Annotated in this window: 27 protein-coding genes and 1 pseudogene; 18 read left to right on the forward strand and 10 right to left on the reverse strand. The window is 42.8% G+C overall.

The window, feature by feature from the left end:
- Nucleotides 1-7 precede the first annotated feature (7 nt).
- From BN8908_RS07600 to BN8908_RS07670, 15 genes are all read left to right on the forward strand, one after another.
- Nucleotides 8-712, forward strand: a complete 705-nt coding sequence (locus tag BN8908_RS07600) for a radical SAM protein (protein WP_008672671.1) — start codon at nucleotides 8-10, stop codon at nucleotides 710-712.
- Between the two features lie 20 nt (nucleotides 713-732).
- Nucleotides 733-1,635 carry a hypothetical protein gene (locus BN8908_RS07605; protein WP_004293673.1) on the forward strand — a complete coding sequence of 301 codons (903 nt, stop codon included), beginning with the start codon at nucleotides 733-735 and terminating at the stop codon, nucleotides 1,633-1,635.
- 101 nt (nucleotides 1,636-1,736) lie between these two features.
- Complete coding sequence (locus BN8908_RS07610) at nucleotides 1,737-2,213, forward strand: MutS N-terminal domain-containing protein (RefSeq protein WP_008143055.1); 477 nt, start codon at nucleotides 1,737-1,739, stop codon at nucleotides 2,211-2,213.
- A gap of 38 nt (nucleotides 2,214-2,251) precedes the next feature.
- Nucleotides 2,252-2,698: a hypothetical protein gene (locus BN8908_RS07615; RefSeq protein WP_004293675.1), complete on the forward strand. Its 447-nt coding sequence runs from the start codon at nucleotides 2,252-2,254 to the stop codon at nucleotides 2,696-2,698.
- A gap of 22 nt (nucleotides 2,699-2,720) precedes the next feature.
- The gene (locus BN8908_RS07620) at nucleotides 2,721-3,227 is read left to right on the forward strand and encodes a hypothetical protein (protein ID WP_004293676.1); all 507 of its coding nucleotides are present in this window, start codon (nucleotides 2,721-2,723) and stop codon (nucleotides 3,225-3,227) included.
- Between the two features lie 15 nt (nucleotides 3,228-3,242).
- Entirely contained in the window at nucleotides 3,243-3,833 is a 591-nt protein-coding gene (locus tag BN8908_RS07625) for a hypothetical protein (protein ID WP_229053208.1), read from the forward strand.
- Complete coding sequence (locus tag BN8908_RS07630) at nucleotides 3,809-4,144, forward strand: helix-turn-helix domain-containing protein (protein ID WP_004293678.1); 336 nt, start codon at nucleotides 3,809-3,811, stop codon at nucleotides 4,142-4,144. Before BN8908_RS07625 ends, BN8908_RS07630 begins: the two co-directional genes overlap by 25 nt.
- 3 nt (nucleotides 4,145-4,147) lie before the next feature.
- Nucleotides 4,148-4,804, forward strand: a complete 657-nt coding sequence (locus BN8908_RS07635) for a hypothetical protein (protein ID WP_004293679.1) — start codon at nucleotides 4,148-4,150, stop codon at nucleotides 4,802-4,804.
- Between the two features lie 22 nt (nucleotides 4,805-4,826).
- Entirely contained in the window at nucleotides 4,827-5,135 is a 309-nt protein-coding gene (locus tag BN8908_RS07640) for an LPD28 domain-containing protein (RefSeq protein ID WP_004293680.1), read from the forward strand.
- Between the two features lie 13 nt (nucleotides 5,136-5,148).
- Nucleotides 5,149-5,559: a hypothetical protein gene (locus tag BN8908_RS07645; RefSeq protein WP_004293681.1), complete on the forward strand. Its 411-nt coding sequence runs from the start codon at nucleotides 5,149-5,151 to the stop codon at nucleotides 5,557-5,559.
- Between the two features lie 154 nt (nucleotides 5,560-5,713).
- Nucleotides 5,714-6,037 carry a MutS N-terminal domain-containing protein gene (locus tag BN8908_RS07650; RefSeq protein ID WP_004293682.1) on the forward strand — a complete coding sequence of 108 codons (324 nt, stop codon included), beginning with the start codon at nucleotides 5,714-5,716 and terminating at the stop codon, nucleotides 6,035-6,037.
- Complete coding sequence (locus BN8908_RS07655; protein ID WP_004303923.1) at nucleotides 6,009-6,665, forward strand: hypothetical protein; 657 nt, start codon at nucleotides 6,009-6,011, stop codon at nucleotides 6,663-6,665. The genes BN8908_RS07650 and BN8908_RS07655 overlap by 29 nt, the downstream gene beginning before the upstream one ends.
- A gap of 162 nt (nucleotides 6,666-6,827) precedes the next feature.
- Nucleotides 6,828-7,358: a hypothetical protein gene (locus BN8908_RS07660; protein WP_004293684.1), complete on the forward strand. Its 531-nt coding sequence runs from the start codon at nucleotides 6,828-6,830 to the stop codon at nucleotides 7,356-7,358.
- Nucleotides 7,355-7,753 carry a ribonuclease H family protein gene (locus BN8908_RS07665; protein WP_004293685.1) on the forward strand — a complete coding sequence of 133 codons (399 nt, stop codon included), beginning with the start codon at nucleotides 7,355-7,357 and terminating at the stop codon, nucleotides 7,751-7,753. Before BN8908_RS07660 ends, BN8908_RS07665 begins: the two co-directional genes overlap by 4 nt.
- 10 nt (nucleotides 7,754-7,763) lie before the next feature.
- Nucleotides 7,764-7,967 (forward strand): hypothetical protein, encoded by a 204-nt coding sequence (locus BN8908_RS07670; RefSeq protein WP_004303920.1) that lies wholly within the window; start codon nucleotides 7,764-7,766, stop codon nucleotides 7,965-7,967.
- 430 nt (nucleotides 7,968-8,397) lie between these two features.
- Here BN8908_RS07670 and BN8908_RS07675 read toward each other — a convergent pair whose 3' ends face one another.
- Nucleotides 8,398-9,042 (reverse strand): DUF6338 family protein, encoded by a 645-nt coding sequence (locus tag BN8908_RS07675; RefSeq protein ID WP_068689853.1) that lies wholly within the window; start codon nucleotides 9,040-9,042, stop codon nucleotides 8,398-8,400.
- 2 nt (nucleotides 9,043-9,044) lie between these two features.
- Nucleotides 9,045-10,448, reverse strand: a complete 1,404-nt coding sequence (locus tag BN8908_RS07680; RefSeq protein WP_068689855.1) for a hypothetical protein — start codon at nucleotides 10,446-10,448, stop codon at nucleotides 9,045-9,047.
- Nucleotides 10,449-10,902: 454 nt separating this feature from the next.
- On the opposite strand from BN8908_RS07680, the gene BN8908_RS07685 reads away from it, so the two are divergent.
- A complete protein-coding gene (locus BN8908_RS07685; protein ID WP_068689857.1) occupies nucleotides 10,903-12,051 on the forward strand; it encodes a BPL-N domain-containing protein in 1,149 nt (382 codons plus the stop codon).
- A 106-nt stretch (nucleotides 12,052-12,157) separates the two neighbouring features.
- Here the strand turns inward: BN8908_RS07685 and BN8908_RS07690 are convergent.
- Nucleotides 12,158-12,469, reverse strand: a pseudogene (locus BN8908_RS07690) (DegT/DnrJ/EryC1/StrS family aminotransferase); the annotation flags it as partial.
- 146 nt (nucleotides 12,470-12,615) lie between these two features.
- Complete coding sequence (locus tag BN8908_RS07695) at nucleotides 12,616-16,194, reverse strand: toll/interleukin-1 receptor domain-containing protein (protein ID WP_068689861.1); 3,579 nt, start codon at nucleotides 16,192-16,194, stop codon at nucleotides 12,616-12,618.
- Nucleotides 16,195-16,500: 306 nt separating this feature from the next.
- Here BN8908_RS07695 and BN8908_RS07700 point away from each other — a divergent pair, with 306 nt between their 5' ends.
- Complete coding sequence (locus tag BN8908_RS07700; protein WP_068689863.1) at nucleotides 16,501-17,232, forward strand: transposase; 732 nt, start codon at nucleotides 16,501-16,503, stop codon at nucleotides 17,230-17,232.
- Nucleotides 17,233-17,250: 18 nt separating this feature from the next.
- The gene (locus BN8908_RS07705; RefSeq protein WP_068689865.1) at nucleotides 17,251-18,177 is read left to right on the forward strand and encodes a transposase; all 927 of its coding nucleotides are present in this window, start codon (nucleotides 17,251-17,253) and stop codon (nucleotides 18,175-18,177) included.
- Nucleotides 18,178-18,672: 495 nt separating this feature from the next.
- On the opposite strand, the gene BN8908_RS07710 is transcribed toward BN8908_RS07705, so the two are convergent.
- The 6 genes from BN8908_RS07710 to BN8908_RS07730 form a co-directional block, all read right to left on the reverse strand.
- Nucleotides 18,673-19,818, reverse strand: a complete 1,146-nt coding sequence (locus BN8908_RS07710) for a DegT/DnrJ/EryC1/StrS family aminotransferase (RefSeq protein WP_068689867.1) — start codon at nucleotides 19,816-19,818, stop codon at nucleotides 18,673-18,675.
- 61 nt (nucleotides 19,819-19,879) lie between these two features.
- Nucleotides 19,880-20,086: an acyltransferase gene (locus BN8908_RS19150; RefSeq protein ID WP_074042457.1), complete on the reverse strand. Its 207-nt coding sequence runs from the start codon at nucleotides 20,084-20,086 to the stop codon at nucleotides 19,880-19,882.
- Between the two features lie 96 nt (nucleotides 20,087-20,182).
- Entirely contained in the window at nucleotides 20,183-20,791 is a 609-nt protein-coding gene (locus BN8908_RS07715; RefSeq protein WP_068689869.1) for a sugar transferase, read from the reverse strand.
- Nucleotides 20,792-20,871: 80 nt separating this feature from the next.
- Complete coding sequence (locus tag BN8908_RS07720; protein ID WP_068689871.1) at nucleotides 20,872-21,930, reverse strand: 3-oxoacyl-ACP synthase III family protein; 1,059 nt, start codon at nucleotides 21,928-21,930, stop codon at nucleotides 20,872-20,874.
- Between the two features lie 23 nt (nucleotides 21,931-21,953).
- Complete coding sequence (locus tag BN8908_RS07725; RefSeq protein WP_068689873.1) at nucleotides 21,954-22,193, reverse strand: hypothetical protein; 240 nt, start codon at nucleotides 22,191-22,193, stop codon at nucleotides 21,954-21,956.
- Complete coding sequence (locus tag BN8908_RS07730; protein WP_068689875.1) at nucleotides 22,190-23,602, reverse strand: AMP-binding protein; 1,413 nt, start codon at nucleotides 23,600-23,602, stop codon at nucleotides 22,190-22,192. Before BN8908_RS07730 ends, BN8908_RS07725 begins: the two co-directional genes overlap by 4 nt.
- Nucleotides 23,603-23,608: the final 6 nt, after the last annotated feature.

A 23,608-nucleotide genomic window follows, 5' to 3' on the forward strand; every position in this document is an offset into this window, starting at 1 on the left:
ATCGAATATGAGAGAACTATATATCAAGAATCTCTGCATCGAGATTACCCGACGTTGCAACATGCGCTGTACCCATTGCATGCGGGGAGATGCCGAATCCGTGGATATCCCTTTGAAACATATAAGCAACCTGCTGCGGCATGTCAGGCATATTCACCATTTCAACATCACGGGCGGCGAGCCGTCGCTTAACGTCCGGGCCATCCGCCATATCCTCGAACGGGTACGCGCCTACGGTATTACTGTCAATGACTTTTATATCGTAACCAACGGCTCTGCCACATCCCGTTCGGAGGAATTCATAGAAGCCTGCGCCGCACTGTACGAGTACCAGGAGGAAAAGGAACAGGACTCCGGCCACATGCTCGAAATGAGCGACGACCGCTTCCATGATCCGGCAGAGCATGCCGCCACGCTCGCGGCACTTTCCCCGTATCCCTTTTTCGGAGTCCGGGGACAGGCCGAGCGTATCTTCCTTTTCCGGGAAGGCCGCAGCACGGAGGGGTTTCCGAACCCTGTTCATGGGATTTATCTTACGGAGGAGAACTACGTTTACGGCGACCTCTGTCTCAATGCTGAAGGCATGGTTCTCTCCAACGGGGACCTGAGTTATGCCCGCCAACGGGAACATGCCCTGTGTCCCTGCGGGAAACTGATGCAATATCTCCGGATGACCTTGAAAAAGCGTCAAAAAGAAAGATTGTACGAATAAATACACAAATCAAAAAACTTATGTCAATCGTATGCAGTATCTGCGGCGGCACTGGAGTGAAATGTACCGCCGTCATCGACCCGAACACCAGACAGTTCCTCGAATTTACCCGCAACGCCTTGTCGGACGGCCGGTGCAGCCAGTGCGGCAACGTTGCCCTGACCGACCCTGACGAAGTAAAAGCCGGGCTGGACAAGCTTTGGACGGAATATACGGCGCGGCATCGTGCCGCCCCCAACTACACCTGCTGCGACATTGTCCGGCATGGTGATTACGACGGGTGTGAAAAGGCGTATATCCGCATCGGAGGCCCGTCAGACGTGGTCGAGAAGTATCCGGTCGTGGCCGTGTGCCGCGACCTCGAAGAGCTCAAATCACTTGCACTCCCTGACCCGACGCGAGAATTTACCCTCATGGGAATTCAAGGGTTCGAGTTCCACGACGTGTTGGAAAACAAGACCTACGAGATCGGGGTGGACGACCTGAAAATTCCCGTCACGACGAAAGAGGTGCTGGACTTTTACCCGGCGGAACATCGGCTGAAAGAAACGGACATCGAACAATATGCCGCGGCTTACACGGCCCGTATCAAGGCGTACAGGGAGTATACCCGTCAGCTCGACGCCACACTCGTGCGGCGGCTTCTCGACAAAGAGCGGCTGATGAAAGTCGGCGAGAGCGACGGTTTCCGCTTGAAACTCCATTTCGACTGGTTTGTCATTTTAAAGCGGGAGAACGAAAGGATGTACGCGCCTTTCAAATACGCTGTAAATGCTTATTGTCTGGATAATATCCAAACTTTCGACCGTCGTTATGTCACGCTCGAAGATGCCTTGCTCCACTGCCTGAACGGTTTCAACGAGAACGCGAACATTCCTAACCGTTACAAGTCCATCGGGCATTACCTGTCGGGGAAATCCTGACGACGGGCAGTGTATCGACGGGTTACCGGAGGCCACGGGTGCTTTCCCCTTGACCGGAATACCGTCGGAACAAGTAACAATGTAACCAAAGAATAAAAAATATGATGAATGATTATAAAATCAAGAACATTCTCGAATCCCTGAAAGAGGAGGTCGAGAACGGGAAGGTATCCCTGCGGGAAGCTGCTGTCGAACTTCATAAAGCCGGCTGGACGAATTTCATCGACATCGACGCCACGAGGAACCTACTGAAGACCCGGAATGTAACGGGGAACGGAAATGTCCCGGGAGTTTCCGACATGATGGGAAAATACCGCGAGATGAAAGCGGCGCACCCGGATGCCCTGTACATTTTCCGAAACGGGGAATCTTGTGAATTGTATGAGGATGATGCCATCGCCGCTTCCGGCATTTTGGGCATTGCCACCGCCGAACGCGTCGACGGGCAAGGGAAAGGCGTCAAGGAACTGCGGTTTTCTTTTCGTGACCTGGACGTGTATCTCCCCAAACTGATACGCGCCGGAAACCGGGTGGCTGTCTGCGAACCGAATCAAACCGGTTCGGGCAAACGAGTTTGATAACCATTAAATAACAAATATTCAAAACCCAAAGACACATGATAAAGATAACAACGATTTTCGGCGAGGACGCCGTACGGGAATATGAAGAGAACAATGAACTGCCTTCTGAAGAATGGCTGGCGGATAACGGGGGCGTCGTGGACGAGAAAGAGTTCGAGACTGAGGCGGAGTACAATGCCTACATCGCCGGGGTAAACGATGCCGACGGATGGAGTGATTATCATATCATACGCCACCGGTCGGAAGAGGCGGACACCTCGAGAGAGGAAAATCTCTGGCTACGTCTCGGAATTAGCGTCCGGGGCAGCCGGGAGGACATCGAAAGGATTCTAAACGGGGACACCGAAACCCTTCGGAAACTGCTCGATGCCGGACGTTATGGGATTGGCGGAGAGACCTATGTCCCTGGTTCGACCGTCGAGGGGTACAACGAGGACCACGACACGGAGTTCGAGGAGGAAGACGTGGAGTTCCATTTATAATAAAACCACACCATCTGCAATAATGATAACAGTAAAAGTTCTACTCGGTAAGGATACTGTAAGCATATACAGGAAAACCGGGGATATCTCGTCGGTGGAGAGCACGGCCGAATCCGGGGGATATGTGATAACCCGACATTTCGAGACCGAAGCTGAATACAAAGCCTACGCAATGGCTGTGGAAGACCTGGACGGACATGAAGACTGGCAGATGCTGACTCCTGCCGTTACGCCGGAAGCTCCGTTCCGCAAAGGGGAATTTGTCCGGCTGACAGACGATGCAATTAAGCGGATACGTGAAAGTTTCGGGGACGGACCGGCTGACTACAGAAAGGAAATGATTTTGGAGGTGATTGCCTGGTGCCGCTATGAAGGCACATGGATCATTGAAGTCCGAGATATCCGTGAAGACGATACTCAGGAGTTCGATGCCGTTTTTCTGCGCCCCTTGACGGCACGGGATCTCGTGGCTATTTCCGCACCCCGACACCCGCTATCCACTGCGATATATCCTATTCACATCCGATAACTTAAATGATGCATGATGGAAAATATATTCATACTGCCCGGAAACGAACAGGAACTGTTTAACCGGTATTTAGATAACAACGAATACGGCCCTCTGAAAGAACGGCTGGAACTGGTCAGGAAAGCCTTGAGCAACAAGCTTTCCCCGGATGAACGCAATAAGCACGGGCTGAACGTGGGTGTGCATGAACTGTCCATGGAACGTAAGGAACTGGAAAGAAAGATATTCCAAATGGCACTCAAATCCTTTGCAGAACGGGTTTGTGACGAGCAACGCGCTCTTTGCGAACAGGGGTTCTGGCAGGCACCGTGCGGCAAAGAGGCGGAATATATCTCCTCCGCTCCGGTTCCGGACCTTGTAACGGACGTGAAGCAGTACAAGACCATTTGCCGCTGGTGGGAGAAGCTGTCCGATACCAGGAGGCTGAAGGTAGCGGCGATGTTTGCAAACGAACTGGGACCGATATACGGGCACGACACCGAAACGCTGGAACGGATTTATAGCCGCTGGTTTCTACTCTCCTTAGATGGCAAACAACGCATCTACCATTCATGGACCACAAACGAAAAACAGACTTCACCATGCCATACAAAAGCTCGGGAATAATCATCAGCGGGACACAATATGACCGCAGGCAGAAGCTCACTCCTTTTCAGAAGGCTGAAATTTTCCACCGTTACATGACAGAAGCTGTCAGCCAGCGCCAGCTTGCCCGGGAATACGGTGTCAGCCGCAGGCTGATAACCTTCATTGTGAACCCAGAAAGCGAAGAGCGGAACAAGGAACTGCTGAGAGAGAACAAGGCAAAAGGCTTGTATAAATATGACCGGAAGAAACATACCGAAAATATACGCAACCACCGTCGTTACAAACAGAGATTATTTCAAGAAGGTAAAATCATACTAAAAGATGGATAGACAATGAGAATACAGGAGAAACAAAAAGCGTTGGAACAGGAAGTTATAGCCAACCTGTGTGCGATACCGAAAATGCCGGAAAATATGTTGCCCCATACGGTATATGTCGAGGAGGAAGGGGAAGACGGGTATGGCCACGGGATACCGGTATACACCATGTACCGGTTGGAGGAGATACGCACGGACGGAAGCTGCACGCTTTACAACGCGGAAAGCCGGGAGCGTTTCACCTGCCGCCACCTGCATGAGATTAACATGGACTGGCTGGTGACAGTCTGGGAACGTTATCTGGAACTCTGTGTCGAGCAGGATATCTGGAAAGGGAATGCCGTTGCATTCCTGAAAGACCGTACCGGCAAACCGGAAGAGGAAATCATTTCATTCGTGGAAACCTCGTGGGACAAATGCCAGGCTTATACAGACAACCTCAAGGCGTTTCTTGGGGAAGATAAAGACCGGGAAATATGGATATTCTCTTTCCCGCTGGACGAATTTGAACGTGACGTTCCGGCCGGGAAAATCATCGTTGATTACGAAAATAACCCCGCAACGCGGGTTGAGAAGATGACACCGCTGGAATTTACGGCCAACATCAATGATGAATGTTTTGATGACCGGAACAATTGGGTAAGAGCCATTGAACTTCCCAAGCAGGAATAATAAACTATTTGAATCAATAAATATGATTACAAAAGAAAACATTGGCAACGAGACCTTTGAGTCTATGACCATCAATGACACGCCTGCATTGTTTACGGATATGCGGATTGACCGGAATGCCGTTCCGGAGGGACTGTACGCATACGATATCCGGGAGTCGGATGACGGGGACCGTCTGGCGACCATCGAACCGACGGTGATGGTAAATCATGGCGGAACCATCCTGACCAGGAAAGAGTTTATCACGGAAAAGGACGGCTATGTACAGATTGACGAATACGGTTTCGAGGCCTCCATGACACTGGAAGAGTGGCTTGAGGAAAACAATTAAATGTATAAAGGATATGGATATTAAGGAACTGACAGAAAGGTATCAGGATCGTTTCGATGCCCATTACCTGCAAGACGATAACGGAACCGGCAGAAAAGGTCGGAAACGGAAAAAGGAAGTTGAGACCCCGAATTTTCTCAAGGATGTTATCCGGCCGATCCTGGACACTTTGCCGGACTTGTTGCCGGAGTACGGGTTCACCAAAACTACGGATGATTACGCCATGTACGGCGAGTATTACCGTATCAAGGCGGGTATCGTCCTCGTGGGAGGTTTTTCCATCGATGAGGATTTTAACCTGTACTTCACGCCATTGTTCCATGGCAAAGCCTGCGGTAAGAGTCACAAAATCGACAGCATCGGACAACTCGTTGAAATCATCCGCGAACAATTTGAAAGAAGGGAGGTGAAGATGAAAGGATAGTTTCATGCAATAGACATGGGTCGTTCCGTAATTTATTGTATATTTGTCAGATGAAGAAAGTCTGTATATGTATTTCGGACGAAAGCCCGGCAGTTGAACGGATTACAGGCACTTTCATGTTTGGCTGACATCAAACCTAATATATCTATTTGATATGAAAAAGGAAGAGATTATTCGCCGCTGTTACGGCGGCATGAAGGAAAGGCATGGCGTGGAAACCATCATCCTTTTCCATGTCGGAGATTCATTCGAGGCGTATTTTGATGATGCCGAAACGATTACCCGGATCACGGAAGTGCCCCGGTTCAAGATGACGGCGGCAGGTATACCTGCCATCAGGATTTCCGACGCCGCCTTGGAAGAATGTAGAAACCGGTTGCTGGATGCAGGATGCAAGGTATGCGTGTCCGAGGTCCGGGGGGTATCCGGCCGCCACATTCTCAAAATCAATGAAACAAATACGGAAACGGGCCGATGAATTGATATTGATAGCGGCAGCAATAGGTCCTTGGACACTGTTGGTGGTAGCGGTATTAATCATCGGAACGCTGAAATGCTGTCTGACCACGGACTCGGACAGCATTGACGAAAGTATCAACAAATCACCGGGGATAGTCGCGCATGTCATGGTACTGGACAGTACGGATAATGGTTTTCGGGTGGTTTATGCGACGGCTGCGCCGGTAACGGATGAAAGGTTTGCCGAGATATGCGACAGGCCGGGTATTTTGGAGGGGTTCGAGAACCTGAAACGGAAAGCTCCCGAACACTTTGGCGGCAACCTGCTGGAAACCGACATCTGTGACTTCGCGTTGTACGCCTACCGGTTTCCTATCGATAAGGACGTACGGATACACAATATCTTTGTCGCCGGTAAAGAGAAAATGGACTTCTATGTCCGGAACAACCCGGACCTGCCCGGGTGCGCTACATGGATGCACCACGGTACGGAACAAGGGAACCAATATCTGAATGCTGACGATATAAATCACTGTATACCCAACGGAAGGCGGATTTACCGTTATTGGAAATGCCGTTATCTACTGCAAACTTCTGATACTGACGAGCGTTTCAGTCATTTTACAGAGGAGGAAAGGCTGTACTGAATGCAGCCTTTTCTCTATATATATTACACATAACCATCTGAAAATTAATAACTAAAACGTTTTGTTGGCGTGAAAAATTGGCATATATTTGTATGGAAAAGTGACCCATTGAAAACAGATTGTCAATTGAAAGCAATAGATTGAATATGAAAGAACAGTAATATGACATCGGAAAAATCGCAACTGAAGTTTGCGAGATCGGAAGAGACGGGCGAACTGATAGGGTTCGTTTCGCGCCATTCCAAGACACGTAAATTGATGGGAGTCCGTGAAGACTCAAGATTCGGCAAGCAGATTTGTGTCCTTTCGGAAGACCTGAAAGGAACTCTCGAGCCAAACATACTATACTCGGTAGAGTTGAAACCCATGCACAAAGCCAACGGGTATGTAGTCGTTGCCGCTACCCCCGTGTTATTTCAGGCGCATGTGGAAACAGTGATCGTCCCGAAGACATTGTATCAAGTAACTGTGACGTTCGGCAACAAAAAGATTTTCTTCGACCCGAAAGACGGCAAGAGCGTAATGAGCCGCACAATAGACGGTGTGCTGGAAATCCTCAAGGGACGCAAGGATATCAAGTACAAGGAAGGTGTCATCACCGACTATCTGAATCAGGCGCGTGCTCTGGTACGACGTATGGAATCCGACGGGTTCATCTATACGGGAGACAGACATCAGGGAGGAATTCAATGAAAGAAAAACCGGTCGTGGGTATTGCGACCGACGGTGCCCATTCTGCAAAAGAGAGGTTGACACGCTTCCGGGCTGTCGACCTCTCTTCAGGAAAAGAACTCTTTTCCAAAGCTATCGGTAACTGGACGAACAATATCGGGGAGTTTCTCGGCATTGTCGAGGCGGTCAGATATGTCATGGAACATCCGGAAAGTCCGCGAACAATCTACTCGGACAGCATTACAGCCATCACGTGGTATCGTAACAAACAGACAGCCTCTTCACGCAGATGCCCGGCATTGCAGAAAGCGGAGATATTCCTCAAAGTGATGGAGGCAAGAATCAAGGACATCGAAGTGCTGCACTGGGACAACCGCCTGTGGGGTGAGATTCCTGCCGACTTCGGAAACAAATAACAACATCAATATGGCAAAATTAAAATCACAGTCACAGAAATATGTTGAGCTGAAGGAGGAAGACTACCTGTTGCTCATCGAGAATACCATCAAGATGGAAGCCCTGAAGATTGCCGGTATCGAAAAGATGCCCATATACAAGGCTATGGAACATATCCTTGAACACGAGCACATCGACCTGCTCGTCAAACCCGTTTCAAGGAGATATTCTTGATTTTTTTAGGTGGACAATAATACACCCCACAAGCAAAATCAATGCTTATCAGTACCAAATGATAGTATATAATAACAATTAATGTAAATCAATGCAAATCAGATGATTAAGAAAGTGGCGCATGTACGGAATTATCTATACCATACATGCGCCACTTTGCTCTATACACTTTTTGATTTCCTTGATTGATAAAAGAAGGTTCTTTTCCAGTGTTTTACAATCCGACTTTTTTATATACTTTTGTCTTCAGTATCAGTTGGTTATTGAAACCCTCTATGTATGCTTATAAGTAGAGATTAGCTTTTTTAAGCGAAACTAACTACTGGTTATCAATCAATTATCAAACAAAAAAAGTTTGCCCTATAAGATACAGTCCTCTCAACTACAACCAACCCTAACTAACTGAACACGTTGTTCCTAAACTTTTAAATTACTCTTTTTTCCCGTCATCCTTAGATTCGCTGGTTTTACTACCAACTGTGACAATACTAAAACGACCCTCTTCCAACTGTATATAAATTTCTTTATTTTCGCTCAACGGTCTTCCGTCATTCTTCTGCATAGAATAAATTTTAGCTCTCCGCAACACGATCTCTCTCTGCGGACTGAAATAGGAAAAACTTTTTATATATCCAATGTATTTATAATTATTCTTATAATCATAAATCTCAACTTTCCGATTCTTCTTACACAAAAAATTCACATAATGATCCCATAACTTTACATGCAATAAACCAGCATAATTCAAGCGGATCCTACGCATCAAACGACCGATAAAAAAAGCTGCGACACTCCCCGCCGCCAATGCATAAAACATTGTACGAAGAGGAATTTCGGTAAACTTATAACCAAATACAATCCAAACGTCAGAATTATTACCTATAGGAATGCCATACATAAAATAGCCGATTACTTCTACAATCCCATAGGCTAAAATAGCCCATATTGTGCTATATAAAATAAATTTATACAGCCTATCTATGGCATATCCCGCCACATATCTGTACACTGTAAATGAAACCATTCCGGGGATCAGGAAAAGAATCACCATCCATAATATATCCGTTACTACCATATTTATCTGTTATATAAACAACGATCCCGTTCAGCTATCAGGCTATCTACAGGCGTTTCCTCTTTTTTATCTTCACCGATATACACCCTATAGCCGATTTTATTTTTCAATTCTTTTTCCCATGGTCCGGACACAATTTTTCCCTTTTTTACCGGGAGTTTTATCGCTGTATCTCTTTCAAACCGGTAATAATGATCTTCCAGATTTCCATATACCGTTTTGTAAAAATAACACCAGACAGACACACTGTCTTTATAAGGACCGTCCGGCAATACATTCATCTCATTTCCCTTTACTCTATTCTCGTATTGCGGATTGTGAATGTAAAAGTTTCCTTCTTCGTCTTTTCTCAAAATTCCCAAAGCGATATAATATTTATACATTCTCTGCAAATAAGATATTCTTTTTGAGCCTTTCTCCATCAACCCGTTCTTACACAAATCGTCACATACAGCATCTTCACCTATCCCTCCTTTATCTTTCTGCCATACCTCCTGAATAATCACCAGCGGATCGTACGGAATATTTATCATCACATCCTGAATGATCAGACTGTCTCTCATTTCCTGATCCAATAATTCATTATACTCACTATCGCTTATAGCTCCTATCCAATAACGCCCTTTATTTTGTCCTTCTGGTTTGTCCGCCACTAATTCGTTGATCATGTTACTTTTAGAATCCCACAATACAGTAGGAAGAGTATTCGTACAATTTTCCAACAAATAAACTTCAGGCGTAATATGAGTTGATCCGGACCCCTCCTTGACGTTTAAAATATATTTCGCCTGGGCGAATTCTTTGGGGGTCGAAGGAAAAGTCCCGTTTTTATGTGAAATAAACCGCAATAAATAATAGGGCCTTTCTGCCTTTTTATATCCGATTACTTTTAATGTACAGGAATCACAACCATTCTGCACCTTCAAACTATCACATGGCACTTTTCCTTTAGCCAAACACATCCACGTATAAGAATTTACAGAAAATACAACTTTCTTACCATCATCCATATTTTCCCAAAAAGCTTCTTTCCAGCACTCCGGATAATCCAAATCTTTTCTTTTTACAACCGCAGCTTTTAGCCAAATTTTATTTATTCCCCAATTCCACCATCCAGATTTTTTATTATACTCTTCCTGGCGTTTCTTTTGTAAATCCACAGGAGTATAGGTCGCATAAGGTCCGTGATAAATATAAACGGTCGACGGAAAAAAGAAATACCAGGATACAAAACCTACGGCCAAAATTAATACAATTATTAACATTTCCCACCAAATATACTTTTGCCACCAAGCCATCACACACTTTTGCCACCAAACCACCACATGCTTTTGCCACCAAGCCATCACACGCTTTTTCCATATACATTTTTCCTTGCCTGTATTTCGACGATCTATATATATCATAATAATAAACCGAATTTATTGTACATTTCCGACCTGACAATACCGTTTTATACAAAAACAAATACAATTGTATTACACACATGATAAAAATATAAAATAAATTTTATTAAACAAATGTTTTTATATATAAAAAATGAAATATCTTTTTATTTTTATTCAATTACTATAAAATAATCAGAAACGACAGTATCTATAAAACGATCAAAAAATTACCAGATTGTAAACTCCATGTTATACATACAGTTACACAAAAACACAATATCCGGAGCGGATCTCACTTACTGAAGTGTATCCGGAATATAAAAACGCTATCCGAGCGGTAATTATAAGGCAATACAATTTTTAAATCCTTATCCGGATAAAAAAACAAAACCGGAATAAAATTATCTGCAGTCGAACCTACAAGCCAAATAAATTTTATTACTTTCAGGCAAAATATAAACTTCTACTATCCATGAAAAACATTTACATCCTTAGCTTGATCTGGCTGACATTATGTTTACAATGTGCTTCCCCGACAGATAAAAAAAGTACCGACAAAAAAACGGTTCCGGCAATTACAGTCGGTGTATTCGACGGACATGGAGGTGCACAAACCTGTATCTGGGAAACCCTAGCAGCCTTACGGCTCGATCCCGGCATACAGGCCCGGACAATTACATCCGCCGAAATCGCGGAAGGAATACTTGATTCTCTCGACGCTATCGTTATTCCGGGAGGCAGTGGCAGCCGTCAATACCTGAACCTGGGTAGTGAAAACCAGAAACGCATCAGAAACTTTATTGCCGACGGACACGGCGCTGTCGGTATATGCGCCGGAGCTTATCTTTTCTCGAATACTCCCGGATATGCCTGTATGGCCTTGAACGGAGCACAGGCCATTGACATTGAACATGACAACCGCGGACACGGTCTGTCTAAATTCACCCTGAACGAAGAAGGGAAAAAAATATTCCCGGAATTATCTTCCCGCGACACTTGTTATGTCATTTATTATGAAGGTCCCGTTTTTATACCGAGTGCCCCGGACAGCATTCGGTATACGCTTCTGGCCACCATGCAAAGTGATGTTCATGAAGAAGGGAATGCTCCGGCCGGTATGACCAACGGCAAACCTTTCTTCATTGCCAACCAATACGGCAAAGGGCGTGTATTCAGCTCCATTGCTCATCCGGAAGCCACTCCCGGTATGATGTGGATGATTCCCCGCATGATCCGTTGGACTCTCGGTAAACCCCTTATTTCCTATAAAGAAAACACGGTGCAACCCGCACTGCCCCAACGCGAACTGTTGATGACAACATCCGGTCTTCAACAGGAATCCGAATGTTTTCAGACATTTTTACACGGTACAGACAAAGCCAAAATCGATGCTCTCGACTGGCTGGAAAACCACCATTCCTGGGATACCAAACGCTGGGTACAGGGTCTGCTCTATGATAACGCACCGGAAGTACGTATCCGTGCTGCCGCTTACATCGCCGACACCCATTATCTGCACTTTTTACCCGATATTCAGGCTGCCCTACACAATGAAAAAGACCCGCAAACCCGGGCCGAATTACAAAAACAAGTGGATAAACTGAAAGCTTTATTACCTTAATTTCCAATAAAATAAATTTCCCCGGCAGAATCTTTCATTTAGTGGTGATACAAAAAAAGCACGTAGCTCTGAAACTACGTGCTTTTTTATCCGGTATATAATACAATTATCTTACCAATCCGCGTATCACGCCGGCAACCCGCCTGATGTCCTCATCCGTCAGCGTCGGTCCGGAAGGCAGGCAAAGACCTATATCGAACAGATGCTCGGAAGTGCCGTTCCCATAAAACGGAGCTTCGGCAAATACGGGTTGCAAATGCATCGGTTTCCACAAGGGGCGGCTCTCGATATTATCCGCATCCAGCGCCAGACGGATATTTTCCCGGGTACATCCCGCCACAGGCGGGTCGACGGTAATGCAAGTCAGCCAGAAATTCGAATCGAAATCCGAGGAAGGATTCTGCAATACACTGATTCCGGTGGAGCCAAAGGGACGCTTATTTTGTCTCACTTTGAAATGAAGTTATACATAATCCTGTCAAAATAAATCTTCCCCGAAATTGCTTGTATACCAGAATAGAGTAAATAAAAGGTGAGACAAAATAAGCGTCCCTCTGTAGTAAATCAGATAACTTTGCGCAATAATTCCCGGTACTTACGAATAGAAATATTCAATGTGCCACAACGGGTATTTCCCCCTTTTTTATTAGGAGTAATTTGAGCAGTGATTGAATTTCCCTGCTTATCCAAAAGTTGAATTTTATACGTCTTCGTCTTTTTAACATCAAAATAAGCATAATAGTCCCCAAACTTCCAAGTATCCGTCCTCAAGATAAAAAAAGTATCAGCAACCACAGAAGACGTATGCATCCGGATAAAAGCAACCGGGACAGTAACCGTAGTATCTCCGTTTATCCGTATATCAAAACCGGTTTGTATCCGATCACCAACCCCAAAAGTATACAAACATTTAACTACTCCTCCGATACGGGTAGTCTTGTATCCGGCTGTATCGAAAAAAGTTTTCTCAATGGTTCGACCGCAACGATCCGGTAAACAATCTATCCCGGCTACACCCTGCACATTCATACAAAACAACGAATCGGTACCCAAATAATATTCCTTCACCAAATACCCCCGTTCATTACACTCCCTACGCATTATAGCTATATTTTCGGCATTCAAACACAAATTCCCCAAGGTATCATAATAAGTACATTCGATAAATGTACCGAATCTATCCGATTTCAGCCCTACTTTTGCAAAATGTTGTTTAGACATGCATAAGGAACCGTTTACCCCTTTATTCCATACTTCGATCAATCTATTTTTCTTATCGAATTTATACTCTATACCTGCCACAGAATCTTTTTTTGTCACACACAACAAACTGTCCGTATTAAAAAACCATGTTTCAGTCACACGTCCCAGTTCATCACAACGATTTCTTTCAAAAGCATATCCTTCCTGATTCAAACAAAGATTTCCAGCAGCATTTCTATAATCAATCTCTATAAGCCTTCTCCTTTCATCATAGCTAAAAGTCCGCATTTCGCATCCATATTCTCCTTTACAAGGTTTCTCTTGTGCATCGAAATAAGATTCGGCGACCGGCAGATGATACTCATTATAACGACAAATATATCCGGCATATCCCATATAATTCATCAAAAGTTCACCCGTCACACCCAGACAAGCCTTTCGAATCACATTCCCGGCAGCATCATATTGGCAGGTATATCCGGCAAGTCCCTGTGTACTATAACAGGGCTTTCGTTCCGTATCCAAAAAACGAACTTGACTCATCCGCTTCTGTCTGTCGTATTCATACGACAAAATAGCGATATGTAGTTCACTAAAACACAGACGATCCAATGTATCCAAAAACTTCTTTTCAATCAAATTATTCTGTTCATCGTACTGGGCCTCCCATCCCCCTATCCCTTCTTTGTTAAAACACCTGTTATCCAACATATCCCGGTAGACTTCCTTCGTAGCAAAACCGGATGTATTATAATCCCAATGAATACAGGCAATTCCAGAAGAAGTATAACAAGGATATCCGTCTGTACCGAATACCCGACGATCTGTAACAAGACCATGACTGTCGACACTTTGAGTAAAACCAGCTACACCTTCATCGCTCAAACAAGGAAGTGAATCCGTTCCATAAAACGAAACTTTGACAATATGTCCTTGCAGATCAGAATCCCATTGTATACATGCCATACCGGATTTATGATAACAAGGATTCCCATTTACATCAAAGAAAGCCAACTCACTGACAGTTCCCGAATCTTTATACTTCCATCTTATTTCTGCCACACCTTCCCGATTATAACATAAAGCTGCGTCCGTTCCGAAATATTTTTCACGGTCTATTCTTCCTTGTATATCATATTCCCATTTCCTCTCGGCATATCCTTCCAAACAATAACACAACTGTAAAAATGTGTCGTAATAAGTTCTCCCGACCAACCTGTTTTGATCGTCATACCAAAATTTGGTAGAGGCATATCCATATTTACAAAAAACCGGTTCCTCCTGTAAACCATAGTAATATTCCCCGGTCAAATAATTCTTATCATTGTACTCCCGAGAAATTACAGCTATATTTTCATGATTATAACAAGGCCGATCAGAAGCATCGAACAGAGACACACAGACCATGTTTCCTCTTTTGTCATATTCCATTTTTTGTATAGCAAAACCATCTTTTCCTATACACAATTCACCATCTGTACCATAAAAAGCAATCTTTACCTTGTTTCCCCTTTCATCATAATCAATCCGACAGAATGCACATCCCTCCTCGCCGATACAGAGTTGCCCATTATTGTCCAAATAGCGTTCCTCTTCTATATTCCCATACTTATTTATTTCAGCGACACAAACAGACCATCCTCTTTTGTTCAACACCGGTTTACCGTCCAATCCGAAATATTCTGCCCTCTCCATTTGTCCCGATACCGGATCATAACTATATTGACGTTTGGCAATTCCGGTCCGATCACTCTGATAACAATTGTCTACTCCCAAATAACGCACCACTGTAACCTGTCCCAAACTATTACGCTCATACTCAAAACCTGCAATCCCGTCTGCATCTGTAACAGGCTCATTCCCGTTATTTTGTCGAAAAAATAACTTTTGTATATACCCATTTTTATTCCGATACACGAAATAACGTCCGATTTGTGCCCTGTAATTTTGTTGAAAAAACGAATATAAGTTCCGGTCAATATCTGTTTGAAAGGCAGACATCCCATCTACATCGCCCATCGGTGTCCAAAAATCATAACGGTCGAAAGCATCTCCGCTTATCGTACAAAGCTTCAACAAAATACCAGCTGCATTCCGATACTGTACTTTTATTTTTCCCTTATCCAGATAAAATAAAAGCAAAACGGCTACCCGATCCCGGTATTCCGTATCGTCGGGATCCATGATCTTTCCATAAGAATTTACATAAGCAATTTCCCTTATTTTTCCCTTCCCGATCGCAAAACGATAACAAGCATTCCGGTTTTTTCTCTCCCGGGGAGAAAGCTCATTTATACCTTTCGGAACTCCCCAACAATCGACCCAATCTTCATAATAACGGTAATGTTCCTTTCCCCAATAAGCATATCCGCCACCACCCAATACTCCAAACATACATAAAATAAAGACAATCCAATTATTTTTTAAATGCTTATCTTTCCGTTTACGTCTGGATATCTTCGTATAATCTACTCCGACTAATTTACAGATAATCCGTTCCCATTCCTGATCGATACAACAGCTATCGACATAATATATATCTTTAGATAAATTACTCGGATAATATTCTGTACCAGAAAATTTTTCCCCGTTTTCCGATACGACGATAACAACAATACAACACTCTCCTTTATGATGAAACTTTTTAAAAAGTTCAATCTCTTTTTCTACCCAAGAGGAATGCTGAGATGCCTTCGAACAAAAAATAATCAGACTATCCGAATTTTTCAGTGCTTTCCCAATTTCCTCCGTCATAATTCCTATATTTAAATCCGTTTCATCTCTAAAAATAGGGGTTAACGTAGCGGGTATCTTTTTTCTTTTTTTTCGGAAATAAAAAGGAATTTCGTAATTTTCTAAACGATCATGGAATGCTGCCACTAAATTTTTATCTTCATGAGAATAACTGATAAATGCATAATAATGAGGAGTCTCATTCATATTCAATACTTTAACATTCAAAACGTAAATTTATAAAATAGAGAAGAATATGCAAACGATTTTGTATAACAATCACAAGGACGGGGCAATTCCTTTGAAAAAAATCGTGCAAGTTATTTTCCGAGACAAAAGGACGCTTATTTTGTCTCACTTTTCATTTTACTTTATTCAGGTGTAAAAGCAACTTCAGAGAAGATTTATTTTGACAGGATTATGCATAATTTCATTTCAAGGTGAGACAAAATAAACGTCCCTTTGTAGTATGGAGATTTTTTTGTAAATTTATAGATATAAATGTCATACATTATGCCTCGTCATTCTCGTCAGCGGTCTGAAACCGATGTATACCACATCATGCTTCGCGGTGTCAATCGGATGGATATTTTCAATGAAGATAGCGATCGGATTATGTTTCTGCATTACCTGAAAGAATGCGTGAAAAAGAAGCACTATGAAATTTGGGGATTTTGTCTGATGAACAATCACGTTCATTTATTGGTGAAAAGTGATGAGCCGGGAATTTATATGCACAAATTAGAGCTAAAATATGCAATGTGGTTCAATGATAAGTACGAACGTTGTGGACACTTATTCCAAAATCGCTATCGAAGTGAAGTTATTGAAACGGAAGGGTATTTATGTCGTTGTCTCAGATATATTCTGCAAAATCCGGTGAAAGCGGGGATATGTCAGTCTATTCCGGAATATGCATGGAGTAGTTATAAAGTTTATTTTAGTTTACAGGATTCTTTTGTAAGTGCTGGTTTTATAAGATTGTTTTTTGCCGGAAGGTCAGATTTTGAAGCTTATATGGAAGAAATAGCGGAAGAAAAGGGCATTTTGGAAGACCGGGTAGGAGATCGGGAACTTCGTCAGTTATGGCTGGATAAATTATCCGGGCATATAGTAACAACCTTATCTAAAAATGAACAGAGAGATTTGGTGAGAGAGATGCTGAAAATCCCCGGAATCGGAATCCGCCAGCTGTCGCGAATTACCGGAATAGATAAAGGAATCATCAGTCGTTTGAGAAAATGAGACAAGCCAAGCGTCCCTTTGTATACTCCTTCCAAAACTGTCAGGAAGGCTTGCAGGGAACTGGAAAACAAACTGTTACCCAAACTGCAGGAGTATGAAGACAAACTCGCAATCCTCGGAGAACGCAACAGTTATTCCAAAACCGATACCGATGCTACTTTTATGAAGATGAAGGAGGATCATATGGGAAACGGACAGCTCAAAGCGGCTTACAATGTAGAGATCTCCACTGAAAATCAGATCATCACCCACTTCGGTATTTATCAGCGTCCGGGAGATACCGCCCTGCTGATTCCCTACCTGGAAGCATTTAAAGAACGCTACGGACTGGAAAATCTCAACACTCACGTAGTGGTTGCCGATGCCGGATATGGCAGTGAACAAAATTATGAATATCTGGAACAGGAAAAAATTACGGGATATGTGAAATACAATTACTTTCATATGGAACAGAAGAAGAAGTTCACTAGTAATCTCTTTCTTCCACAAAATTTATTTTATAATCCTCAGGGGGACTTTATGGTTTGTCTGATGGGGCAGCACATGAATTTTAGCAGTCAGAAAAAGAGGATATCTGACTTGGGGTATGAATCAGAAGTGTCTGTATATCAGGCAGCGAACTATCAGGGATGTCCGCTCAGAAATAAATGTTATAAAGCACAGGGAAACAGAACGATAGAGTTAAATCATAAGTTGTTGGAATATAAAAGAAAAGCACGGGAGTTACTCATGAGTAAAGAAGGGATGGAACACAGAAGTAAACGGCCGGTGGAAGTGGAAGCGGTCTTCGGACAGTTGAAGAAGAATAAGAAGTTTAACAGGTTTATGCTCAGAGAAATAAAGAAGGTGGAAGTGGAGTTCGCATTACTCGCTATGGCTCATAATATGATGAAATTATTGAAAAACAGGACAGTGGACTGTTTTTTGTATTTTTTTACAAAATAAGTAGCCAAATAAGCAAGAAAAGAGACAAAGAGGAAAGAAGCAAAAAGAAAGAATGGAAAAGAATTAAAAAAGAACCGACCGAAAGTTTTACTTTTCGGTCGGCCTCTAAAGCTGTACATATATTTTTCGTACCTCTACCTTCCTCCGATAGAATCCATGTTTTCCTACCAGGTAGCTGGAGTAAAATGGGCTTCCCCGGCTGAACAACCAGATGAAAACTCTCTTTCAGACAAGGGATTTCTTTACTTAGATATACTTTATAATCGCTTAGCTCATTCCGTCCCCCCTTTGAAAGTGAATAAACAGAAGATAAAAAAAAGCCGAATATTCTCCCCCAAAACCATAGGCTCCTGTTAACAGCATATTTTCCATCTCCCCGAAATAATTATATATTAGAATCTAACCGTTACGCTGGCTGACGGAATTGAAGGATTCCCTTCAACCAGAAAGAAAAAAGAACAGAAGAGATTCAAAAGTGGTAATAAAAATTTATGATTAATGAAGTCGATCTACCTGACTATTTACGACTTCCACCACCCGCCTGATGTCTTCATCCGTCAGCGTCGGTCCGGAAGGCAGGCAAAGACCTATATCGAACAGATGCTCAGAAGTGCCGTTCCCATAAAACGGAGCTTCGGCAAATACGGGTTGCAAATGCATCGGTTTCCACAAGGGTCGGCTCTCGATATTATCCGCATCCAGCGCCAGACGGATATTTTCCCGGGTACATCCCGCCACAAGCGGGTCGACGGTAATGCAAGTCAGCCAGAAATTCGAATCGAAATCCGAGGAAGGATTCTGCAATACACTGATTCCGGGAATATCTTTCAGCAAAGAAGTATATAAAGCATGGATTGCCCTTCTGCGAGCCACATGTTCTTCCAATACAAACATCTGGCCCCGGCCGATTCCCGCACAAATATTACTCATCCGGTAATTATAACCGATATGTGAATGCTGGTAATGCGGAGCCGCATCCCGTGCCTGAGTCGCATAAAATTTCACTTGCCCGGCTTCCTCTTCCGAACGACAAACCAAGGCTCCCCCACCGGAAGTAGTTATCATTTTATTTCCATTGAACGACAAGGCAGCCAATTCACCGAAAGTACCGCATTTCCGTCCCTTAAACTCCGATCCCAAAGCTTCTGCAGCATCTTCTAACACCGGTATTCCGTATCGCCCGGCAATCTCACAAATCCGGTCCAACCGGGCTGGCATTCCGTATAAATGTACCGGTATAATCGCTTTGGGTAATTTGCCGGTTTTGCGCAACCGGTCTTTTATTGCTTCTTCCAACAACACCGGATCCATATTCCAGGTCGAAGCCTCGCTATCCACAAATACAGGTTTAGCCCCCTGATACATAATCGGATTGGCAGAAGCGGAAAAGGTAAAACTCTGGCAAATCACCTCATCTCCGACTCCGGCTCCCAACAAGATCAATCCCAAATGCAAGGCAGCCGTCCCCGCACTCAACGCCACAACGTGCTTATCTTCCCGTAAATACGCTGCCAACGCTTTTTCAAAAGCATCCACATTCGGTCCCAGCGGAACCACCCAATTCGTATCGAACGCTTCCCGTATAAACTCCTGCTCCCTTCCCCCCATATGGGCCAAAGAGAGCCAAATTCTTGATTTCATAATTAAATGTATATACAATATTGATAATGAATCTATATTTAAACAATTTATCCCTTGTCATTCACCTGAATTCCCTCTTAATCATTTTAGTAGGATTTCCGACAACAATGCAATGAGAAGAAACTTTTGGAGTTACGACAACTCCGCCTCCGATAATACACTGATCACTAATAATCACTTCCGACATTATAATAGCATTGATTCCAATTACACAATTTTTACCAATGTATGTATCTGTTTCAATACTGCAACAGTGGCCATGAAACATTATTATTACATTTGTCGAAATCCATGTAATATCACTTCCAATTTATGCCTTTATTTAATTTTATATAACAACTTCACAACCGATATCTACTCACTTTCAATTTTCCCCATTAAACGGTTCGGTGGTAGCACACCCTTCCTTAGCTACACCTCTACGCAATAAAACTGTTTTCACTGTCATCAGAAGAATCTGCATATCCAATTTAAATGAAAGGTGATCCACATACCAAACATCCATTTCAAACTTCTTTTGCCAGGTGATGTCATTTCTTCCGTTAACCTGTGCCCATCCCGTGATTCCAGGACGGACCTCATGCCGACGTGCCTGTTCGGAGGTATAAAGAGGCAAGTATTTGGCTAAAAGCGGACGTGGGCCAATTAAACTCATATCCCCTTTTAAAATATTAATTAATTGAGGTAATTCATCCAAAGAAACGGCACGGACAAATTTGCCTACTTTTGTTAAACGCTCCACATCCGGTAATAAATTTCCATGATCATCTCGTTTATCCGTCATTGTTTTGAATTTAATCACCTTAAATATTTTTCTTTTTTTTCCAGGACGAGCCTGTAAAAAAAATACTCCGGCTCCCTTATTGGCATATATTAAGATCCCCATAACAATAAGTAATACCGGTGATAAAAAAAGAAGCCCCGATAAAGCAACCCCAAAATCAAAGAAACGTTTTAAACCATTTTTATACATATTTTATATTTACCATTCTATTTTACATAGTTCAAGTCATACGAATTCCAGCTACCATCAAAGTACCCATATAATATCATCTACAATTTAATCACTTCTGGAATAATCATCGGCTTGGTTTTCAACCGCATCGTTCCCCAAGTAAGTCCAAGACCGAAAGAAGACATCAGTAACGTTTTAGGTTCTCTCATCAATTGTTCTCTTAATCGACTAACCATTAATGAAGGCAAAGAAGCTCCCCCCAAATTACCGTATTCCTCCAAATTATAAGGAACTTTAGTTATATCTAATTTGAGCTTCTTTACGACCCTGTCAACAATCATTTTATTTGCCTGATGAATCAGAAAATAATCTATATCTTTATCTTTATCAATACCATAATCTTCCATAAAAGAAAGTACCGCTTTCGGAGGACGGGAAATCGCAAAAGAAAATACATCCATCCCGTTAATCAAAGTATGTATAGGAGCTCTTACAATCCCATTACCGAAATCTTCATAGATAAGCGATTCGGGAGTTACCGGATGACGAAATCCCCCGTGAGGCGTCATCAATGCCGGGCCTCCTTTTCCCATTGTCCGGAAATCTACAAGTATATCATCCGCCTCCGTATCATATTCCAAGGCGAGAGCCGTACCACCATCACCGAACAGAGGCACTCTGCTTTTATCTTTAAGTGATCCCATTCTCACGGCTGTATCCCCCACTAAAAGAAGAGCCCGCTTTACATTACCCGAGGAGAGTAAATTAGCTCCCACGGTAATAGCATACATACAACCGCAACATCCCATGGGAATATCCATAGCAAAACAAGTTTCAGGCAATTCCATCCGATCTTGCAAAAGTGTCGATGTCGGAGGAGTCTTATAGTCGCCGGTTACAGACTCAAAAAGTAACACGTCAATACTTTCCTTCGCCCATCCTAATTCATTTAAAAGCTTCTCTCCGGCAACCTGACAAAGATCTGATGCACAAACATCTTCTGTTGCTAAATAACGGCTTTTTATACCTACTGTATTATTAAATGTTTCCGCTTCTTCAGACGTAAAAAAATCAAAATCTTCGGTTTTTACAACACGATCAGGTACGCAAAGCGAAACTCCGCGTAAAGCAACATTTTTGATACTCCATCTTGCCATAATAAATTAAACTCTTAATAAAATTAAAGTTCTATATTATATTTTCCCAATATCGTTTTGCCGGCCTGATAGGAGGTCATTGCCATAATATCTTCCGGTTCAAACATAATATCAAACACTTCCTCTAAATTTGCCGTAATATTTAACTGATGAATAGAATCCCAGGACTCTACGTTTTCTTTATTAAAGTTCTCATTCAGGGCATTCTTATCCACTGCAAATACTTCTACAAAAACTTCGTCATATTTCTCTAAATTTGTCATAATGATTCTATTTGATTTTTTAGTTTACTGTACAATATTTTACCGGCTTCATTTTTCGGTAATGACTCTACTCGTTTTATCTCAAATGCTGAAGCAACAAGTCTGGTTTTTTCTACCAATTCCTCCTTTACAGCCTGTAATATATTTGATTCGGTAATGCAAACAATCATTTTCTCATCTGTACCGAAACACGCACATTCTGTCGAAAACTTAGACTTAACAATTTGCTCACACTCATCAAGCCCTATGCGCATACCGAATAATTTCAAAAACCTTCCCATTCGTCCCACGATAAAGTAAAAACCGTCTTCATCCCGATAGGCTATATCACCTGTACGCATCCATCCATTACGTTCATCACCCAATAAAAGATCTTCTTTTGTTTGTGCATATCCCATCGTGACATTTTTACCCCGATAACACATTTCTCCTTCTTTATATGGTTCTTCGATCAGTTTTCCCGCATCATCGATCAATGATAATTCACCATTCGGTACTGCCCGTCCGATACTGCCGACCTTACTAATAGCATACTCCGGTGGTAAGTAAGCCATCCGGGCACTGCCTTCTGTTTGTCCGTAAGTCGCAATCCATTTCATTCCGTGGTCATGACAATATTCCGCAAATTTCAGATTTAATTTACGTTCCATACGGCCTCCTCCTTGCGTGAGCAATCTAAGGTCAGGAAAACTCATCCGGAAAAATCTCATTAAATTAAGAACTTCAAAACTATACGGCACTCCTGTAAAACTACTCGCCTTTTTATCCTTCATAAAAGACCAAAAGGCAGGATCCGTCATATTCAAACCGGTAATCAAAATTGTTGCTCCGGCATATAAATGACTAAAAATCATGGAAAGCCCCATTGTATAATAAATTGGAAGCACCATTAAAGCTTTATCCTCGGCCTTTATTTCGAAAAATGTAGAAATATTCAAGCCGGCTGCTTCTATATTTCTATAACAATGTCGTACTAATTTAGGACTTCCAGTAGAACCGGAGGTCGGTAATAAATGTGATAAACTATCATGAAGAGCACCGGTTTTTTCACCGGTTTTCAGGATTACATAACCGTATCCGGAAGCAATTTCACCATAATCATATTTTTCTTTCTGCTCTTTCGGTACACAAAGGTATGCAGGTTTATAACGTTCATTCAATTGTGTAAACAACTCATGATCAAGCCGGGCATTAAGTATGAGCGGTACCACACCGGCCCCTAACATTCCCATTGTCCACGCAATTCCACCGACATTATTTTCTACCAGCAGAAAAACCAAAGACCGCCGGGGCAATAATTGCGGCATAGAACCGATAAAATGAACTAAATCACCATAACGGAGCTCCGCACCTGACGAATCTATAGCAGCAACAGCTTTACTATCTTTCTTATCTATATCCAATAACATTTTATG

Source organism: Culturomica massiliensis, assembly GCF_900091655.1.
In the GTDB taxonomy this organism is placed as follows: Bacteria; Bacteroidota; Bacteroidia; order Bacteroidales; family Marinifilaceae; genus Culturomica; species Culturomica massiliensis.

Bases quoted from the DNA above. Each gene is read 5' to 3' on its own strand.
- BN8908_RS07600 (WP_008672671.1), top strand. From the start codon at position 8: ATGAGAGAACTATATATCAAGAATCTCTGCATCGAGATTACCCGACGT.
- BN8908_RS07605 (WP_004293673.1), top strand. From the start codon at position 733: ATGTCAATCGTATGCAGTATCTGCGGCGGCACTGGAGTGAAATGTACC.
- BN8908_RS07650 (WP_004293682.1), top strand. From the start codon at position 5,714: ATGAAAAAGGAAGAGATTATTCGCCGCTGTTACGGCGGCATGAAGGAA.
- BN8908_RS07730 (WP_068689875.1), bottom strand. From the start codon at position 23,602: ATGTTATTGGATATAGATAAGAAAGATAGTAAAGCTGTTGCTGCTATA.
- BN8908_RS07635 (WP_004293679.1), top strand. From the start codon at position 4,148: ATGAGAATACAGGAGAAACAAAAAGCGTTGGAACAGGAAGTTATAGCC.
- BN8908_RS07680 (WP_068689855.1), bottom strand. From the start codon at position 10,448: ATGATATATATAGATCGTCGAAATACAGGCAAGGAAAAATGTATATGG.
- BN8908_RS07645 (WP_004293681.1), top strand. From the start codon at position 5,149: ATGGATATTAAGGAACTGACAGAAAGGTATCAGGATCGTTTCGATGCC.
- BN8908_RS07625 (WP_229053208.1), top strand. From the start codon at position 3,243: ATGGAAAATATATTCATACTGCCCGGAAACGAACAGGAACTGTTTAAC.
- BN8908_RS07620 (WP_004293676.1), top strand. From the start codon at position 2,721: ATGATAACAGTAAAAGTTCTACTCGGTAAGGATACTGTAAGCATATAC.
- BN8908_RS07720 (WP_068689871.1), bottom strand. From the start codon at position 21,930: ATGGCAAGATGGAGTATCAAAAATGTTGCTTTACGCGGAGTTTCGCTT.
- BN8908_RS07710 (WP_068689867.1), bottom strand. From the start codon at position 19,818: ATGAAATCAAGAATTTGGCTCTCTTTGGCCCATATGGGGGGAAGGGAG.
- BN8908_RS07655 (WP_004303923.1), top strand. From the start codon at position 6,009: ATGAAACAAATACGGAAACGGGCCGATGAATTGATATTGATAGCGGCA.
- BN8908_RS07715 (WP_068689869.1), bottom strand. From the start codon at position 20,791: ATGTATAAAAATGGTTTAAAACGTTTCTTTGATTTTGGGGTTGCTTTA.
- BN8908_RS07685 (WP_068689857.1), top strand. From the start codon at position 10,903: ATGAAAAACATTTACATCCTTAGCTTGATCTGGCTGACATTATGTTTA.
- BN8908_RS07725 (WP_068689873.1), bottom strand. From the start codon at position 22,193: ATGACAAATTTAGAGAAATATGACGAAGTTTTTGTAGAAGTATTTGCA.
- BN8908_RS07675 (WP_068689853.1), bottom strand. From the start codon at position 9,042: ATGGTAGTAACGGATATATTATGGATGGTGATTCTTTTCCTGATCCCC.
- BN8908_RS07615 (WP_004293675.1), top strand. From the start codon at position 2,252: ATGATAAAGATAACAACGATTTTCGGCGAGGACGCCGTACGGGAATAT.
- BN8908_RS19150 (WP_074042457.1), bottom strand. From the start codon at position 20,086: ATGTTTCATGGCCACTGTTGCAGTATTGAAACAGATACATACATTGGT.
- BN8908_RS07700 (WP_068689863.1), top strand. From the start codon at position 16,501: ATGCCTCGTCATTCTCGTCAGCGGTCTGAAACCGATGTATACCACATC.
- BN8908_RS07670 (WP_004303920.1), top strand. From the start codon at position 7,764: ATGGCAAAATTAAAATCACAGTCACAGAAATATGTTGAGCTGAAGGAG.
- BN8908_RS07695 (WP_068689861.1), bottom strand. From the start codon at position 16,194: ATGAATGAGACTCCTCATTATTATGCATTTATCAGTTATTCTCATGAA.
- BN8908_RS07665 (WP_004293685.1), top strand. From the start codon at position 7,355: ATGAAAGAAAAACCGGTCGTGGGTATTGCGACCGACGGTGCCCATTCT.
- BN8908_RS07640 (WP_004293680.1), top strand. From the start codon at position 4,827: ATGATTACAAAAGAAAACATTGGCAACGAGACCTTTGAGTCTATGACC.
- BN8908_RS07630 (WP_004293678.1), top strand. From the start codon at position 3,809: ATGCCATACAAAAGCTCGGGAATAATCATCAGCGGGACACAATATGAC.
- BN8908_RS07610 (WP_008143055.1), top strand. From the start codon at position 1,737: ATGATGAATGATTATAAAATCAAGAACATTCTCGAATCCCTGAAAGAG.
- BN8908_RS07660 (WP_004293684.1), top strand. From the start codon at position 6,828: ATGACATCGGAAAAATCGCAACTGAAGTTTGCGAGATCGGAAGAGACG.